This is a genomic window from Paenibacillus sp. FSL M7-0420 (genome assembly GCF_038002345.1).
Taxonomy (GTDB): Bacteria; Bacillota; Bacilli; order Paenibacillales; family Paenibacillaceae; genus Paenibacillus_AQ.
The window spans coordinates 7,407,107-7,422,876 of the sequence record NZ_JBBOCJ010000001.1; the positions used below are offsets into that span (position 1 = coordinate 7,407,107).

Annotated in this window: 15 protein-coding genes and 1 other RNA gene; 14 read left to right on the top strand and 2 right to left on the bottom strand. The window is 53.7% G+C overall.

What is annotated here, in order from left to right; genetic code table 11:
- Nucleotides 1-132: 132 nt before the first annotated feature.
- The 5 genes from MKX51_RS31995 to argS all read left to right on the top strand — a co-directional run bounded on the left by MKX51_RS31995 (nt 133) and on the right by argS (nt 4,622).
- Nucleotides 133-990 carry a carbon-nitrogen hydrolase family protein gene (locus MKX51_RS31995; RefSeq protein ID WP_340995249.1) on the top strand — a complete coding sequence of 286 codons (858 nt, stop codon included), beginning with the start codon at nt 133-135 and terminating at the stop codon, nt 988-990.
- A 15-nt stretch (nt 991-1,005) separates the two neighbouring features.
- Nucleotides 1,006-1,674 carry a GNAT family N-acetyltransferase gene (locus MKX51_RS32000; protein WP_340995250.1) on the top strand — a complete coding sequence of 223 codons (669 nt, stop codon included), beginning with the start codon at nt 1,006-1,008 and terminating at the stop codon, nt 1,672-1,674.
- Nucleotides 1,675-1,712: 38 nt separating this feature from the next.
- Nucleotides 1,713-2,381 carry a GNAT family N-acetyltransferase gene (locus MKX51_RS32005; protein ID WP_340945668.1) on the top strand — a complete coding sequence of 223 codons (669 nt, stop codon included), beginning with the start codon at nt 1,713-1,715 and terminating at the stop codon, nt 2,379-2,381.
- 115 nt (nt 2,382-2,496) lie between these two features.
- The gene (locus MKX51_RS32010; RefSeq protein WP_340995252.1) at nt 2,497-2,940 is read left to right on the top strand and encodes a DUF1934 domain-containing protein; all 444 of its coding nucleotides are present in this window, start codon (nt 2,497-2,499) and stop codon (nt 2,938-2,940) included.
- Nucleotides 2,937-4,622, top strand: coding sequence for an arginine--tRNA ligase (argS, locus tag MKX51_RS32015; protein ID WP_340945665.1), 1,686 nt, complete (start codon nt 2,937-2,939; stop codon nt 4,620-4,622). The genes MKX51_RS32010 and argS overlap by 4 nt, the downstream gene beginning before the upstream one ends.
- 69 nt (nt 4,623-4,691) lie before the next feature.
- Here the strand turns inward: argS and MKX51_RS32020 are convergent, their stop codons facing one another.
- Nucleotides 4,692-5,948 (bottom strand): S8 family peptidase, encoded by a 1,257-nt coding sequence (locus MKX51_RS32020; RefSeq protein ID WP_340995254.1) that lies wholly within the window; start codon nt 5,946-5,948, stop codon nt 4,692-4,694.
- 445 nt (nt 5,949-6,393) lie between these two features.
- Between MKX51_RS32020 and rpoE the strand changes: the two genes are divergently transcribed.
- On the top strand, nt 6,394-6,957 hold the full coding sequence (gene rpoE, locus MKX51_RS32025) for a DNA-directed RNA polymerase subunit delta (RefSeq protein WP_339312211.1): 564 nt from the start codon (nt 6,394-6,396) through the stop codon (nt 6,955-6,957).
- 57 nt (nt 6,958-7,014) lie between these two features.
- On the opposite strand, the gene MKX51_RS32030 is transcribed toward rpoE, so the two are convergent.
- Entirely contained in the window at nt 7,015-7,254 is a 240-nt protein-coding gene (locus MKX51_RS32030; RefSeq protein WP_340995256.1) for a hypothetical protein, read from the bottom strand.
- A 45-nt stretch (nt 7,255-7,299) separates the two neighbouring features.
- On the opposite strand from MKX51_RS32030, the gene MKX51_RS32035 reads away from it, so the two are divergent.
- The 8 genes from MKX51_RS32035 (at nt 7,300) to ffs (ending at nt 15,545) form a co-directional block, all read left to right on the top strand.
- Complete coding sequence (locus MKX51_RS32035; protein ID WP_340945661.1) at nt 7,300-8,907, top strand: CTP synthase; 1,608 nt, start codon at nt 7,300-7,302, stop codon at nt 8,905-8,907.
- A 292-nt stretch (nt 8,908-9,199) separates the two neighbouring features.
- Complete coding sequence (locus MKX51_RS32040) at nt 9,200-9,586, top strand: response regulator (protein WP_340945658.1); 387 nt, start codon at nt 9,200-9,202, stop codon at nt 9,584-9,586.
- A 205-nt stretch (nt 9,587-9,791) separates the two neighbouring features.
- Nucleotides 9,792-10,646, top strand: a complete 855-nt coding sequence (fba, locus tag MKX51_RS32045) for a class II fructose-1,6-bisphosphate aldolase (protein ID WP_036724454.1) — start codon at nt 9,792-9,794, stop codon at nt 10,644-10,646.
- A gap of 198 nt (nt 10,647-10,844) precedes the next feature.
- Nucleotides 10,845-12,098: a UDP-N-acetylglucosamine 1-carboxyvinyltransferase gene (locus MKX51_RS32050; RefSeq protein WP_340945656.1), complete on the top strand. Its 1,254-nt coding sequence runs from the start codon at nt 10,845-10,847 to the stop codon at nt 12,096-12,098.
- Between the two features lie 145 nt (nt 12,099-12,243).
- Nucleotides 12,244-13,602, top strand: coding sequence for a transcription termination factor Rho (rho, locus tag MKX51_RS32055; protein WP_076162080.1), 1,359 nt, complete (start codon nt 12,244-12,246; stop codon nt 13,600-13,602).
- A 25-nt stretch (nt 13,603-13,627) separates the two neighbouring features.
- Entirely contained in the window at nt 13,628-14,905 is a 1,278-nt protein-coding gene (locus MKX51_RS32060) for a radical SAM protein (RefSeq protein ID WP_340995259.1), read from the top strand.
- 126 nt (nt 14,906-15,031) lie between these two features.
- Nucleotides 15,032-15,229: a 50S ribosomal protein L31 gene (gene rpmE, locus MKX51_RS32065; protein ID WP_036724459.1), complete on the top strand. Its 198-nt coding sequence runs from the start codon at nt 15,032-15,034 to the stop codon at nt 15,227-15,229.
- 47 nt (nt 15,230-15,276) lie between these two features.
- An RNA gene (ffs, locus tag MKX51_RS32070) (signal recognition particle sRNA large type) lies at nt 15,277-15,545 on the top strand.
- The last annotated feature ends 225 nt before the right edge of the window (nt 15,546-15,770 follow it).

Genomic DNA, 15,770 nt, shown 5'->3' on the forward strand with positions numbered 1-15,770 from the left:
ACTAGCCCGACCCGGCGGGATACCGGGGAGTATGCGCCCGCTGCGACTTGTGTGATTTTGTGAACGGTTATGGTAAAATTTTAGATACTTATGAAAATGCATGTAACTATCATGCCCGGGAGGACTGCCGCCATGGCTTTTCGCGTATCTGCTGTACAATATCATCTGTACACCATCTCTTCCTTCGGGGAGTTTGCTGCCGAGTGTGAGCACTATATCAAGACGGCCGGAGAGTACGGGGCCGAATTTATCCTCTTCCCTGAATTTCTTACGACACAGCTGATGTCGATTGGAGGCGAGGACGGGGAGGCGCTGGGGATAGAGGATCTGCCGCAGTTCACCGACCGTTACCTGGAGATGTTCTCCGGGTACGCGGGGAAGTATGCGGTACATATTATTGGGGGGACCCATGTGCTGCGGCGCGGCGGCAAGCTGTATAATGTAGCCCATCTATTTTATCCGGACGGAAGAATTGCCGAGCAGGCCAAGCTGCATATTACCCCTGCCGAGGTAGAGGGCTGGAATATGGGAGCCGGTGAGGAGCTTCAGGTATTCCAGACAGATCATGGGACCATTGCCATGCTGACCTGCTATGACATTGAATTCCCTGAGATTGTGCGCATGGCCCGGGCCAAGGGTGCAGATGTGATCTTCTGCCCGTCCTGCACGGATGACCGCCACGGCTTCCACCGGGTAAGGTATACGAGCCACGCCCGGGCTATCGAGAATCAAGTCTACGTGGTGCTGACCGGCACCGTAGGCTCACTGCCTACTGTTGATCTGATGCGGGCCAACTTCGGCCAGGCGGCGATTATCACACCCAATGACATTCCGTTTCCTCCACAGGGTCTGCTGGCCGAGGGGGAGATCAACAATGATATGATTATTACGGCCGATCTGGATCTGGAGCTGCTGTACCGCGTCCGGGAACACGGGTCTGTAACCACGTGGCGTGACCGCCGCACCGATCTGTACACCGACTGGACGTAAGGGGGGGACTAACCGATGTATTATAAGAAGTTCTACGCTCTGGACGGCAAGACGCCGGTGCCTGCGGTGATCCGTTCCTATACGGAAGCTGACTTCACCGAGCTGATCACGATTCAGTCCGAGGCGTTCCCGCCGCCTTATCCCGCGGAGCTGTGGTGGAACCGGGAGCAGCTGCTGAATCATGTGACACTTTTTCCGGAAGGGGCCTTATGTGTAGAGGTGGCCGGGGAGCTGGCCGGATCGGTTACCGGATTCCTGATGAATTTCGACCCGGAGGCGCAGGCGCATCATCATACGTGGTCAGAGGTTACGGCAGACGGTTATCTCACTACGCATCAGCCGGGCGGGAACACGCTGTATATCGCGGATTTGTGTGTCCGTCCCGGATACCGCAAGCTGGGTCTGGGCAAGGAGCTGGTCCAGTCGTTATACCATGTGGTCGTGGAACAGAAGCTGGAGCGGCTGCTGGGAGCGGGCCGGATGCCGGGCTATCACCGGGTGGCCGGGCAGATGACAGCGGAAGAGTATCTGGCCGGGGTTATCGCCGGAAGCTGGTCTGATCCGGTGATTACTTTTCTGCTGCGGTGCGGCCGGTCTCCGGTTCGTGTGGTCGCGGGTTATCTGGAGGACGAGGAATCAGGGAATTACGCAGCGCTGATGGAATGGCGGAATCCTTTTAAATAAATGAATACAGCCTATCACTTGGAGGAGATCCCTTGACTATGGAATATAGAAGAATTACAGATATTGCCGACCCGTTGTTCAGAGAGGTGCATCAGCTGTTGTCGGATGTATTTCCGCCCGAGGAAGTGCTGGAGTACAGCTTGTGGAAGGAGCCGCTTGCCGATCCGGGAATACGCGTGTTCGCTGCGGTGCATGAAGGGAAGGTTGTAGGCACTACGGAATACCGTTACTATGCCGACTGGAATGTAGCGATGACCGATTTCACCATCATTGGACGGGAAGGGCTGGGCATTGGCCGTTTTCTGGCGCGTCAACGCTTGAAGGACCTGGAGAAGCTGGCGGCTGAGAATCATACGGAGCTGCTGGGGATGTTCGCTGAGATCTATGATCCGTACCGTGTGGGGTATGATTTTGGCGGAATTAAGCCGATGGACCCGTACGTCCGCCGTGAAGTTCTGTCGCATTTGGGCTATAAAAGGATAGATATTCCCTACGTCCACCCTTCCTGGCAGGGAGATGGCGAGGCGGTGTCCGGTCTGGACCTCTGTTTCATGCCCGGAGATGAGGAGCAGGAGAGCATCGCGGCGCCGCTGGTGGCCGATTTCCTGACCCGTTATTACGCCGTGCTGGAGGGCAAGCCGGAAGCCTGGACATCGATGATCAGCCAGCTTCGCAGCAGGGAGCGTGTGGCGTTATTGCCGCTGTGAGGGCCAAGGCAGATGAAAAAGCGATTGAAATGCCCTCCTGATCTGGATATAGTGTACAATGGGAAAGCGAATATGACCTCTATGATTACAAGTACGAATAAGCGGGGAACGTGTGATGACTGAAGGACCGCAAGGCAAATACGGCGTTTCGGTAACGCTGGAGAGTGTGCAGGGCACAGAGCGCAGTGTGGTACATGCTGCAGGAGAGGCTATTGCCAAGGGGCAGTCGCTGTACATCATTTATGAAGAGCAGCAGACCGCACCCGAAGGCGCAGCAGTTGTGGTACGCAACACACTGAAGATTTCAGAGGGCAGAATCAAGCTGATCCGCCATGGCGCTGTCCAGTCGGAGCAGTCCTTTGAGCCGGGGCAACCGCTGCCCGGATTCTACCGCTCGCCTTATACACAGTTCAATCTCACCACAGACACGAAGACACTGGACATCAAGCGCGAAGGAAGATCGCTTGCCGTTTCATGGGAATATGATCTCTACGTATACGGGGAATTATCAGGACAGTTCGCTATAAGTTTGAATATACAGGAGGAACCACAATCATGACACAATCTTTAAATCCGCTCCAGCTTGCCCATGAACGGGTGAAGGAGGCCATCGCCGATGCGGTAGTAGCCGCAGGTCTGGTGTCCCGCGAAGAGCTGCCCGCCATTGTGCTGGAAGTACCGAAGGACAAGGCCCATGGAGATATGGCCACCAATGCTGCTATGCAGCTGACCAAGATTGCTAAGCGTAACCCCCGGCAGATCGCCGAGGCGATTATAGAGCATCTGGATACGGGCCGCGCTTCTATTGAGAAGGCGGAGATTGCCGGACCGGGCTTCATTAACTTCACTTTGTCCAAAAGCTATCTCTACCCCGTGATCGCACTTGTGGCCGAGCAGGGTGAAGGTTATGGCCGTGTGAACATAGGCCAGGGCAAGCGTGTAGAAATGGAGTTCGTCAGCGCGAACCCTACCGGCAGCCTTCATCTGGGACATGCCCGCGGCGCTGCGGTCGGCGATGCCCTGTGCAACGTGCTGGATTATGCCGGCTACAACGTGACCCGGGAGTACTACATTAACGATGCCGGCAACCAGGTCGCCAATCTGTGCTTATCCATCGAGACCCGGTACCTGCAGGAGCTGGGCCAGCCGGCCGAGATGCCGGAGGACGGTTATCATGGAGAGGATATCAAGGGCTTCGCCAAGGAGCTGGTGGCGGAGAAGGGCGACTCTCTGCTGGCTATGACACCGGGCGACCGGGCGGCATTCTTCCGTACCTACGGGCTTGCCAAGGAGCTCGACAAAATCAAACGTGACCTCAGCCGGTTCCGGGTCAACTTCGATATCTGGTTCAGTGAAACCTCCCTCTATGAGAACGGAGAAGTGCTGCGTTCGCTGGATGAGCTCCGCGAGCGCGGAGAAGTCTATGAGAAGGAAGGCGCCACCTGGCTTGCGACCACCAAATACGGCGATGATAAAGACCGCGTGCTGATCAAGAACGACGGCACGTATACGTACCTCACACCGGACATCGCCTATCACAGCGACAAATACGGCCGCGGCTACGACACGATGATCAACATCTGGGGAGCCGACCACCACGGCTATATTCCACGGATGAAGGCGGCTATGGCGGCGCTCGGCAATGATCCCGAGAAGCTCGTGGTGCTGATCGCCCAGATGGTCAGCCTGTTCCAGGACGGCGAGAAGGTCAAGATGTCCAAGCGTACCGGCAAAGCCGTGACGATGGAAGACCTGATGGAGGAAGTCGGAATCGACGCGATCCGTTACTTCTTCACCATGCGCAGCATGGATTCGCATCTGGACTTTGACATGGATCTGGCGATTTCGACATCCAATGAGAACCCTGTATTCTATGTACAGTACGCACATGCGCGGATTTGCAGCATATTCCGCCAAGCGGAGGAGCAGGGGATTGTAGTGCCGGATGCAGCCCAGATTGATTACAGCAAGCTGACTGCCGCACATGAATATGATCTGCTCCGCAAAATCGGTGAACTGCCTGCGGAGATTACCATTGCCGCCGAGGGCTATGCGCCGCACCGGCTGGTCCGCTATGTATACGACCTGGCTTCGCTGTTCCACAGCTACTACAAGGCAGAGCGCGTAATCACTGAGGATGCTGCTCAGACGGTAGCCCGCCTTGCCCTGCTGGGCGCTGCACGGACGGCCATTGCCAATGTCCTGCGGCTGGTTGGTGTTACCGCACCGGACCGGATGTAACTATACTTGGAAAGCGCCGCCCCTATTTTCTGGGGGCGGCGTTTTTTGGTCTTGCCATGCCGCTGTACCTTACGCCTTTGCCGCCGCAGCGGCCTTCGCCCCGCTGCTGCTTCCGCTGCCAGCGCCGCTGCCACCGGCTGCGCTGCCGCCAGCCCCGCTGCTGGCGCTGCCGCTGGCGCGCCGGGCCCGGATGCCTGCGCGCAGCAGCCGCAGCGCATCGGCCGCGCCGCCGCCCAGCGATGCGCGGCGCTGGCCCTTGCGCAGCCGTACCGGCGAGGCGGTGCGGCGCAAGAGCAGCTTCAGCTCGCGGGGCGACAGCCCCGGCCGCAGCGCGAGCAGCAGGGCCGCGGCACCGGTGACATGCGAGGTCGCCATAGAGGTGCCGCTCATTTCCTTGTACCCCTCCCGCAGCCAGCAGGAGGGGATGCCCTCGCCCGGACCGTACACATCGATGTACGGTCCGCGGTTGCTGAAGGCCGCGACGCGCTGCCTTCTGTCAAGAGCGCCTACGGCAATCGTCTCCGGATAGCGCGCGGGGTAATCCCCGCCGCGCTTGCCGTCGTTGCCGGCGGAAGCGATGATGGCAATCCCGGCCCGGTAGGCCTTGATTACCACATCATGCAGAGCCTTGCTCCGGTTCCTCATCCCGAAGCTCATGTTAATGATATCGATTTTGTTCTGCACGCACCAATCGATGCCAAGGACAATATCCGACACATAAGCGGAGCCGTTGTGGTCGAAGGCCTTGACCGGATAGAGCAGCGCTCGGGGAGCTACGCCCATCATGTTGCGCGCGCCCCCGGCCGCCGCCAGGGTGCCGGCAATATGCGTGCCGTGGCCGTTGTCATCCAGCGGCATCATGCCGCGGTTCAGCAGGTTGACTCCGGAGGCCAGGGAATGCCTGAGATCAGGATGGCGGAAATCAACGCCCGTATCGATGACGCCGATCTTCACATGAACGCCGGTCGATCTGGACCAGGCCTGCGGAGCGCGGATGGCCCTGATCCCCCAGGGCATCAGGGCGGAACCGCTTTTGTCCGCCAGGGGCGAGTGAACCTTAATCCGGTGGTCTTCTTCTATACAGAGGGAATCCGCATAACGGTCCATCAGCCGCTCTGCTCCGGCGGCGGGCACGAAAAAAGCCCGGATCAGCGTAGAGACCTGAACCTGCCTCAGGCCAGGCTTTTTACTCTTCAGAGATTTCCACTGCGACAATGCGCCGGCATACATGCGGGGGTCGTTGAAGGTCACAATGTGCCGTGGTGCACTTTTGGAGGCAGCCTTCATTTCTTCAAGCAGCATCTGCCAAAATCCGTAATAATCCATAGGTTACGCCGTCCCCTCCTCGGTGCCGTGCTGCCATATTGTATGAAAGGGGGATGGCGTCCGAATGGGAACTTGCCCTTTTTTAACGAAATAGGCTGCCCATCGTGTCAAAAGGCTGGAGTTTACATAAAATAAACAGAGGGAACCGCGAGGCGCCCTGCAACATCCCGTAAGGAGCCGATCCTTGGCGTGGATACAGTCATGCGCGGAGGGGTAACCCCTCCGCCTTTTTGGAATGAAAAGCCCGCCCATGCTCATCCCATTTATTGCCCTGTCCAGGTGGACAAGCCTTCTTCATGCGGAAGCACCGCCAATCCTGTTTCCCTGATCTTGCTGCAATAGACTTGCAATTTACCCGCAAATAGGTTTTACTTAGTTTTGTTAATGGATATCATGAATGAAGCATGATTGAATGTGAACAATGCGTGAGAGGAAGTGTCCTTTAGTGAGTACGCCACTCAATTTAAAGCTGGACCCTGAGAAAGTAAAAGAAATGCCGATGGTAGACCTGGCCTTCCTGGTGCTTAAGGCAGCCAATACGCCTTACTACTACCGTGATCTGATGGTGGAGGTTGCCAAGCTGCGCGGGTTGACCGATCAAGAGAGCCAAGATACGATCGCCCAGCTATATACCGAGATTAATATTGACGGACGTTTTGCCTGTGTCGGAACCAACCTGTGGGGGTTGAAGCGCTGGTACCCGCTCGAACGCTCCGATGACCCTGTCGGCAACACCAAGCGTGTGCGGATCATCAACGACGAAGACGACGATCTGGAAGATGACGACTTCACCGATGAAGAAGAGAATTATGCTGCCGAGGAAGAGGATTTCGATGCGATTGACGAAGATCGCGACGACCTCTATTCCGACGACGACAGCGAAGAGGAAGTTGACGAAGATGTAGTCATCGATGAAGACGACATTGACGAAGACGAATCGGATGATGAAGATTCCGAAGACGGCGAAGAAGACGATGCCGACGATGAGGACGAGGAAGATAAATATTAGAACAGTCTTTGCAGCGCGCAATTCCTCCCTTGACAGGGGCGGGACGCTCAGAGTAAACTATTGCATGGGCTTATAATGAAAGTTAATATTGTTTTCGAAAATAAAAAGTGCCCCGGGTCTACGGGTGTCACTTTTTTGTTTTTTTACAAGATAAGAAGGAATAGGCTTCGCTTCATTTGTATGCCAAGAAGCTGCGGTTTTCCGCGATTCCCAGGCTGCCGGCCTTGAATTTTGGCGGGTGGAAGCAACTTTCGGGTTCCCCGGTTGGATGATGGAAAAAAGGGATACGATAAGCATCAAGCGTCCCCTGAATTTCTGGACTTTATTTAGGAGGGTTTTAGAGTGACAAAGTATATTTTCGTAACGGGTGGCGTTGTGTCTTCCCTTGGCAAAGGCATTACCGCTGCTTCGCTGGGCAGACTGCTCAAGAACAGAGGTCTCAAGGTAACGATCCAGAAATTCGATCCTTACATTAACGTGGACCCGGGAACAATGAGTCCTTATCAGCACGGGGAAGTATTCGTAACCGATGACGGTGCGGAGACCGACCTCGATCTTGGGCATTACGAGCGGTTTATTGACATTAACCTGTCCAAGAACAGCAACGTAACCACAGGCAAAATCTATTCCTCGGTCATCAGCAAAGAACGCCGCGGGGAATACTTAGGGGGAACCGTACAGGTTATCCCGCATATTACGAACGAAATCAAGGAACGCGTCTTCCGTGCAGGCCGTGAGACCGGCTCCGATGTAGTCATTACCGAAATCGGCGGCACCGTGGGCGACATCGAGAGTCTGCCGTTCATGGAAGCCATCCGCCAGATCAAGAGCGACATCGGCCGGGAGAATGTCATGTACATTCACGTAACCCTGATTCCTTATATCAAAGCAGCCGGAGAAGTGAAAACAAAGCCGACCCAGCACAGTGTCAAGGAGCTGCGCAGCATCGGGATTCAGCCCAATGTGATCGTATGCCGTACGGAATATCCGCTCACCGACGATATGAAAGCCAAGCTGGCTCTGTTCTGTGATATTGATGCGAACGCCGTTGTGGAATGCCGCGATGCCGCGACGCTCTATGAAGTGCCGCTGAATCTGCGCGACGAAGGTCTGGATGAGATTGTTGTTAATCATTTGAAGCTGACCACTCCTGCACCGGATATGCGCGAATGGGAGAGCATGCTGGAGCGGATTCAGAAGCTGGAGCGTACCGTTGAGATTGCCATCGTCGGCAAGTATGTGGCGCTGCACGATGCTTACCTGAGCGTGGTCGAATCCTTGTCCCATGCCGGATTTGCTTCCAATGCCGAAGTGAAGCTCCGGTGGGTCGATGCAGAGCTGGTGACGGATGAGAATGTGGATGAGCTGCTGGGCGGCATCGGGGGCATTCTGGTTCCAGGCGGTTTCGGTGACCGGGGAATCGAAGGCAAGATCTCGGCCATCCGCTATGCGCGGGAGCAGTCCATTCCGTTCTTCGGCATTTGCCTGGGAATGCAGGTGTCTGTCATCGAGTACGGCCGTTCCATGCTGGGACTGGCAGGAGCGAACAGCTCCGAGATCGATCCTGCGACTCCGCATCCGCTGATTGACCTTCTGCCAGAGCAGAAGGATATCGAAGATATGGGCGGCACGATGCGCCTCGGCCTGTATCCTTGCAAGCTTTTGCCGGATTCCCTGGCTATGTCCTGCTATGACGATGAGCTGGTCTATGAGCGTCACCGTCACCGGTATGAGTTCAACAATGCTTACCGTGATGAGATGGAGAAGGCAGGTCTGGTTATTTCCGGTACCTCCCCTGACGGACGTCTGGTGGAGATTGTCGAGCTGCCGGGTCACCCGTGGTTCCTGTCCGTGCAATTTCACCCGGAATTCACCTCCCGTCCGAACCGTCCGCAGCCGCTGTTCCGTGAATTTGTCAAAGCCTCGCTTACACATTCCGAGCAAATGTAACTATAGAATGAATAGGCCAGACAGGCCTGTGGGAGCTCCCGGTTCGGGGGCTTTCTTTTTGACAAAACCTCCTTTGCACAATAGCTCCCGGAATGCAAGGGGACTGTATTCCCGCTTTTTCACCGGAATTCCTCCTTTATATGGCATAGATTTACGCATTTTAGCCAATTAGCAGGATTTTGGCTGCAAAGCACGAATAATAGGTTTCGTATAGACTAAGTTGAAGCGGGGCCGTTAGCTGTTGAGAGGGCGCGGTATGGACAATCTGCCTTAAACTCTGGGAGGGTAACGTATGGAAAAGAAAAAAGTGTTAATCGTCGACGATCAGAATGGAATCCGGATTCTTCTCATGGAAGTATTCAATAGTGAAGGTTATGCCACCTTTCAGGCAGCTAACGGGAAATTGGCGCTGGACATTGTCAGGAACGAATCGCCGGATATGGTTTTGCTGGATATGAAAATTCCGGGGATGGACGGACTCGAGATTCTCAAGCATCTGAAGGAGCTTAATCCGGCGATCAAGGTCATTATGATGACGGCCTACGGAGAGCTGGACATGATTAAGGAAGCGACCAAGCTGGGGGCCCTGATGCATTTTACCAAGCCGTTTGATATTGATGAGATGCGCGTTGCCGTCAATATGCATCTGCACAACAAGTCGATTGACCAATGCAGCTAGCTTAGAAGTTTATAGTTTGGGGACGTCCTGTTATGGATACGCTAAATGAGAAAATAGTCCGCCGGCAAAGGGTTGGCTGAATATCGTCCCACCGGGACATTTTTTTGTGTATCCTATTTAGTATTTAACACAGGATGTGCTATAATAGGCCTGTATGTGATGTCGGCTTATATAAGCAACCCAATATTTTAGGAGGATTGAAACCATGCCATTAGTATCTATGACAGACATGTTGACCAAAGCACTTGAAGGAAAATATGCAGTTGGCCAGTTCAACATCAATAACCTGGAGTGGACGCAAGCGATTCTTGGTGCAGCAGAAGAAGAGAAGTCACCGGTAATCCTTGGCGTATCCGAAGGCGCAGCCCGTCACATGGGCGGCTTTTACACAGTAGTTAAGATGGTTGAAGGTCTTATTCATGACATGAAAATCACCGTTCCTGTAGCCATCCACTTGGACCACGGTTCAAGCTTTGACAAATGTAAAGAAGCTATCGATGCCGGATTTACTTCCGTAATGATCGACGGCTCCCACCACCCGATTGATCATAACATTGAGATGACCAAGAAGGTTGTTGACTATGCTCACGCTAAAGGTGTTTCTGTAGAAGCAGAAGTTGGTACTGTAGGCGGACAGGAAGATGACGTTATCGGCGGCATCCAATACGCTGACCTTAACGAATGTGTACGCATTGTTAAAGAAACAGGCATTGACACTCTGGCTCCTGCACTGGGTTCCGTACACGGTCCTTACCTGGGCGAACCAAACCTTGGATTCAAGGAAATGGAAGAAATCCGCGATGCAGTTAACCTTCCGCTTGTACTTCACGGCGGTACTGGTATCCCGGTACATGACATTCAGAAATCCATCTCCCTGGGTACTTCCAAGATCAACGTTAACACTGAGAACCAAATCGCGTTCGCTAAGGTTGTCCGCGAAGTTCTTGCTGCTAAGCCGGATGCTTACGATCCGCGTACATTCATCGCACCAGGCCGCGATGCTATCAAGCAGACTGTTATCGGCAAAATCCGCGAATTCGGATCCAGCAACAAAGCCTAATTATTACCCTGCCGCATAACGTTTTTTCCGCACAAGCTATTTCGTTTTCCTCAGAAACGGGTGCCGTCCTTCAGGTAAGGACGGCGCAGCCGTTTCTTCTTCTAATCACCAATCACAAGCAGTCCTTATGTCACCTTAAGCCACAACTGGTATTGCCACAACAAGCTGCAATACACGTAGGGGGAACCAGATAAATTTATGGAAAAATTAATGATTGGCGGCGGACGTCCGCTAGAGGGCGTTGTTACCATCAGCGGAGCAAAGAATAGCGCCATTGCGCTTATTCCTGCAGCAATTTTGGCGGAGTCTGAAGTTGTGCTGGATAATTTGCCTGCGCTTAGTGATGTTGCCGTTTACTCCGAAATTCTGGAGGAGCTTGGCGCGAGCGTGTCTTGGACAGGCAGCCAAATGAGAATTAATCCCTCCCGTATCGTATCCATTCCCATGCCTAACGGACCGGTGAAGAAGCTCCGGGCCTCTTATTATATGATGGGCGCACTTTTGGGCCGGTTTAAGGAAGCGACCATTGGATTACCCGGCGGCTGTAATTTTGAGCCCCGTCCGATTGACCAGCATATCAAAGGCTTTGAGGCGCTTGGTGCGACTGTTACCAATGACCATGGCTCGATTCACCTGTATGCCAAAGAACTGCGCGGTGCCAAGATCTATCTGGATGTATCCAGTGTCGGCGCCACTATTAACATTATGCTCGCGGCCTCCCGTGCCAAAGGCTCTACAATTATTGAAAATGCGGCTAAAGAGCCTGAGATTATAGATGTAGCTACCCTGCTCAACTCCATGGGCGCTGTTATTAAGGGTGCCGGAACCGAAACAATCCGGATTGAAGGCGTAGACGAAATGCACGGCTGCCGCCATTCGATCATTCCTGACCGTATTCAGGCTGGAACTTACATGATTGCCGCAGCGGCTACGCGTGGCAATGTCTTAATTGATAACGTGATTCCCAAGCATCTGGAGGCGCTCACTGCCAAGCTGCTGGAAATGGGAGTTGACATAGAAGAACTGGATGAGAGTATCCGGGTGATCGGCAAGGCCAAGTACCAGCACGCGGATGTCAAGGCGCTGATCTATCCCGGTTTCGCGACTGATCTGCAATCTCCAATGACGAGCATGCTGACTCAGGCTGAAGGCGTTAGCGTCCTGAGCGATTTCGTCTACAGCAACCGGTTCAAGCATGTTCCTGAATTGGTCCGCATGGGCGCTAAGATTCGTGTAGAGGGACGTTCCGCAATTATTGAAGGCGGCCCGCTCAATGCAGCTAAGGTGAAGGCTGCCGACCTCCGTGCAGGCGCAGCGCTGGTGATTGCCGGTCTGACTGTTGAAGAAGGCATCACCGAAGTGACAGGTGTAGAGTATATTGACCGCGGTTATGACAACCTCGTAAGTAATCTTCGCAGTTTGGGAGCCGATGTCTGGCGCGAGAACGAATAATGAGAATACCCGGATTGGCAAGGGCAGAAATTGGCTGTTAAATGCATATCTCCTTCCAATTCGGGTAATCCTATCCTAATAAGCATTTTCATAGACTCATAGTTTAGAACTCATCATACACAAATTGAATAGGTGGTTATAGCACATGGATCTTCAAATTTCCGATCTGGAAGAAATGAAGCTTACCGATCTGTATAAGCTTGCCAAGAAATACCAGATTCCTTATTACGGAACGCTTAAGAAGCGGGAGTTAATCTTCGCTATTCTTAGAGCACAGGCAGAGCAGAGCGGTCTAATGTTTATGGAAGGCGTGCTTGAGATTCTGCCGGAAGGCTATGGCTTCCTTCGGCCGATTAACTACTTGCCTAGTGCAGAGGATATCTATATCTCCGCATCGCAGATCCGCAAGTTCGACCTTAGAAGCGGTGACCTGGTCTCCGGGAAATGCCGGACGCCGAAGGAGAACGAACGCTATTTCGGACTCTTGCAGGTGAATGCCGTCAACGGCGAGAATCCGGCAACTGCAGCTGAACGGTTACATTTTCCGGCGCTTACGCCGCTTTATCCGCAAGATAAGCTGCCGCTCGAAACATCCCCAACCCATTTATCGACCCGTATCATGGATTTGCTTGCTCCTGTAGGACTGGGGCAGCGCGGTTTGATTGTAGCACCTCCCAAAGCAGGGAAGACGCTCCTCCTCAAAGAAATTGCCAACAGTATCTCTACGAACAATCCCGAGATTGCACTGTTTGTTCTGCTGATCGATGAACGTCCCGAGGAAGTAACGGATATGCAGCGTTCGGTTAAAGGTGAGGTAGTGGCTTCGACATTTGACGAGCTGCCGGAGAACCATATTAAAGTGGCAGAGCTTGTCTTGCAGCGCGCGCTACGTCTGGTAGAGCACAAGAAGGATGTCGTTATTCTGCTGGACAGCATCACCCGTCTTGCCCGCGCCTACAATCTCGTAGTTCCGCCATCCGGCCGGACACTTAGCGGAGGGATTGACCCTGCCGCGTTCCATCGGCCTAAGCGTTTCTTCGGTTCCGCACGTAACGTGGAGGAGGGCGGCAGCTTAACGATTCTTGCTACCGCACTGATTGATACCGGATCACGGATGGATGATATTATTTATGAGGAATTCAAGGGTACAGGGAACATGGAGCTCCATCTGGACCGTAAGCTGGCTGAACGCCGGATCTTCCCGGCAATTGATATCCGCCGTTCGGGTACACGCCGTGAAGAAGTATTGCTTAGTAAGGAAGAGCTGGATACCATCTGGTCGATCCGTAAAAATATGAATGAATCCTATGACTTCGTCGAAGGATTCCTGAAGAAGCTGCGTGACAGCAAGACGAATGCGGAGTTCCTGGCCTCCTTCGATGTAGCCGGAGGCAAGGATTCCTCGTCAGCAAGCGGTACGGCCAGCAAAGGCGGCACCTCGAACAGCGGCTCGTCCGCCCGCCGCACCACGCGTCCCAAGGCGCCTTCTGTGCCGACTACCTGAGAATAGATAACAAGAGGAGAATAACATGTATTTGGTATATGCCGACGAACAAGGAAACGTATATGATCATCCCGAGCTGTATGCCCTGGCCCGCAGTGGCGATATGATCGTTGAGATACTGGAGGAAGAGCTGGTTCCGCTGCCTGAGGGGGCCACGCTGGTCGGGCTCCCGAACACCCGGGCGATTGGGATGAATCCGGAGACCGGCGAGATGCTGCCCCTGCCGGCAGGTTCGCAGGCTGTCGGAGCCTTGCTGCCGCAGGGATACACCCGCCTGTGCCTTCCCGGTTACGTCAAGACAGACAAGACCTACAAGCTTCCGCTCTTCGGATATTCCGCTGTAGTATGGAAGGACGGCGGATTCTATGTGGCGGCTGATCTTACGGATGATCCGGAGCAGTGGAACCCGCTTAACTGTGACCGGGACGATGTGAAGACCGGTGTGGGCGAACTGACTGCCAAGTACCCGGAGAACCGTCTGTATAATCACTTGTCCAACTGCGCGCTGGAGTATGAATGCTTAACCTCGTCCAATACCTTCCTCGGCCGCTGGGAAGGCGCTGTTCCTGTCTCCTACTCCTGCAACGCCGGTTGCTTCGGTTGTATCTCTGAACAGCCCGATGACAGCGGGTTTGTGTCCCCGCAGACACGGATGAACTTCCGTCCGGCAGTGAACGAAGTATCGCAAGTGATGCTGGAGCACCTGAAGACGCCGGAATCCATTGTCAGCTTTGGACAGGGCTGTGAAGGTGAGCCTTCTACGCAGGCGAAGCTGATTATTGAATCTATCCGTGAAGTCCGGTCCATTACCGATATGGGCTATATCAATATCAACACCAATGCCGGCTTAAGCGATCATATCCGCGGCATTGTCGATGCCGGTCTTGATCTGATGCGGGTTAGTACCATCAGCGCACTGGATGACCATTATAACGCCTATTACAAGCCTCGCGGGTATACGCTGGCTAACGTGGAGAAGTCGCTGAAGTACGCTGCCTCACAAGGCGTATACACCTCCATTAACTATTTGATTTTCCCGGGGGTTACAGACCGTGAGGAAGAGATCGAAGCAATGGTGGAGTTCGTGAGACGTACAGATCTTAAGCTCATTCAGATGCGTAATCTCAATATTGACCCGGAGAGCTATCTAGAGCTTATTCCCCCTGCACGGGGAGAGATCCTTGGCATGAAGACCATGCTGGAGATCTTCCGTGAGGAGCTTCCGGAGGTTGTGATCGGCTCCTTCACCCATGTTCCCCCTGCTGAGCTTGCCCGTGCCAAGCGGCGCGGAGTGCAGCTCTAGGCCTTAGGTTTTTTAAGAACGGCTGGCCTATTGCAGAGCCTGGGCTTCACATGCTAGAATGTAGCTTGCGTAATCATATAACTCTAGGCCCGCATGAGGCTTAGGGCGTGAGAGGTGAGATTTCATATGCAAACAACCATTCAACCCAAGTACAATGTAACGAAGGTAACCTGCGCTTGCGGCAACACGTTTGAAGCCGGTTCGACAGTTCAGGAGCTTCGCGTCGAAATTTGCTCAAGCTGTCACCCGTTCTTCACCGGTAAGCAGAAGTTCCTGGATGCCGGCGGCCGCGTGGACAGATTCAAGAAGAAATACGGTGTCTAATATTGCATAGTTGATTTTTGCCTGTCCGTAAGCTATACTTATCTTCGCCGTGCTAGACGGGGAGGTAGCGGTGCCCTGTAACTCGCAATCCGCTGTAGCGAGGTTGAATTCCTGTTAGAGGTGCTGTCGATGTGAGGCCTTGGTTCCTATGGGCTGTGTTGACGGTTGGGTCCTCCGCAATGAGTGCTTGTGAACCTGGTCAGGTCCGGAAGGAAGCAGCCATAAGCGAGTTTGCTCTTGTGCCGGAGGGTGGCCTAGCCCGAGCAGTTTTGTAGGGTTACCGCTTGGATCGCAGCCATCAATAACAGGTGCACGGTTTAAATAAGGATGATGATAGCGTCTTTGCTACAAGCAAAGATGCTTTTTGTTTTTCTGCGTATCCCAGGCAATGAGATATTATTCCCGCTCTGGCTCATATCCTTACCTTTCGGACGGTGAGCCGCTTCTGCTTGGTCAAAGACTTGGGAATATAGTATAATAAATTAGCGACAAATGCCGGAAAGCGGCAGCCTGAGAGAGGGTAATGCATAGTGGAACATAT

Coding starts and splice junctions, on each gene's coding strand:
- MKX51_RS31995 (WP_340995249.1), top strand. CDS start 133: ATGGCTTTTCGCGTATCTGCTGTACAATATCATCTGTACACCATCTCT.
- MKX51_RS32000 (WP_340995250.1), top strand. CDS start 1,006: ATGTATTATAAGAAGTTCTACGCTCTGGACGGCAAGACGCCGGTGCCT.
- MKX51_RS32005 (WP_340945668.1), top strand. CDS start 1,713: ATGGAATATAGAAGAATTACAGATATTGCCGACCCGTTGTTCAGAGAG.
- MKX51_RS32010 (WP_340995252.1), top strand. CDS start 2,497: ATGACTGAAGGACCGCAAGGCAAATACGGCGTTTCGGTAACGCTGGAG.
- argS (WP_340945665.1), top strand. CDS start 2,937: ATGACACAATCTTTAAATCCGCTCCAGCTTGCCCATGAACGGGTGAAG.
- MKX51_RS32020 (WP_340995254.1), bottom strand. CDS start 5,948: ATGGATTATTACGGATTTTGGCAGATGCTGCTTGAAGAAATGAAGGCT.
- MKX51_RS32030 (WP_340995256.1), bottom strand. CDS start 7,254: ATGCTTATCGTATCCCTTTTTTCCATCATCCAACCGGGGAACCCGAAA.
- MKX51_RS32040 (WP_340945658.1), top strand. CDS start 9,200: ATGGAAAAGAAAAAAGTGTTAATCGTCGACGATCAGAATGGAATCCGG.
- fba (WP_036724454.1), top strand. CDS start 9,792: ATGCCATTAGTATCTATGACAGACATGTTGACCAAAGCACTTGAAGGA.
- MKX51_RS32050 (WP_340945656.1), top strand. CDS start 10,845: ATGGAAAAATTAATGATTGGCGGCGGACGTCCGCTAGAGGGCGTTGTT.
- rho (WP_076162080.1), top strand. CDS start 12,244: ATGGATCTTCAAATTTCCGATCTGGAAGAAATGAAGCTTACCGATCTG.
- MKX51_RS32060 (WP_340995259.1), top strand. CDS start 13,628: ATGTATTTGGTATATGCCGACGAACAAGGAAACGTATATGATCATCCC.
- rpmE (WP_036724459.1), top strand. CDS start 15,032: ATGCAAACAACCATTCAACCCAAGTACAATGTAACGAAGGTAACCTGC.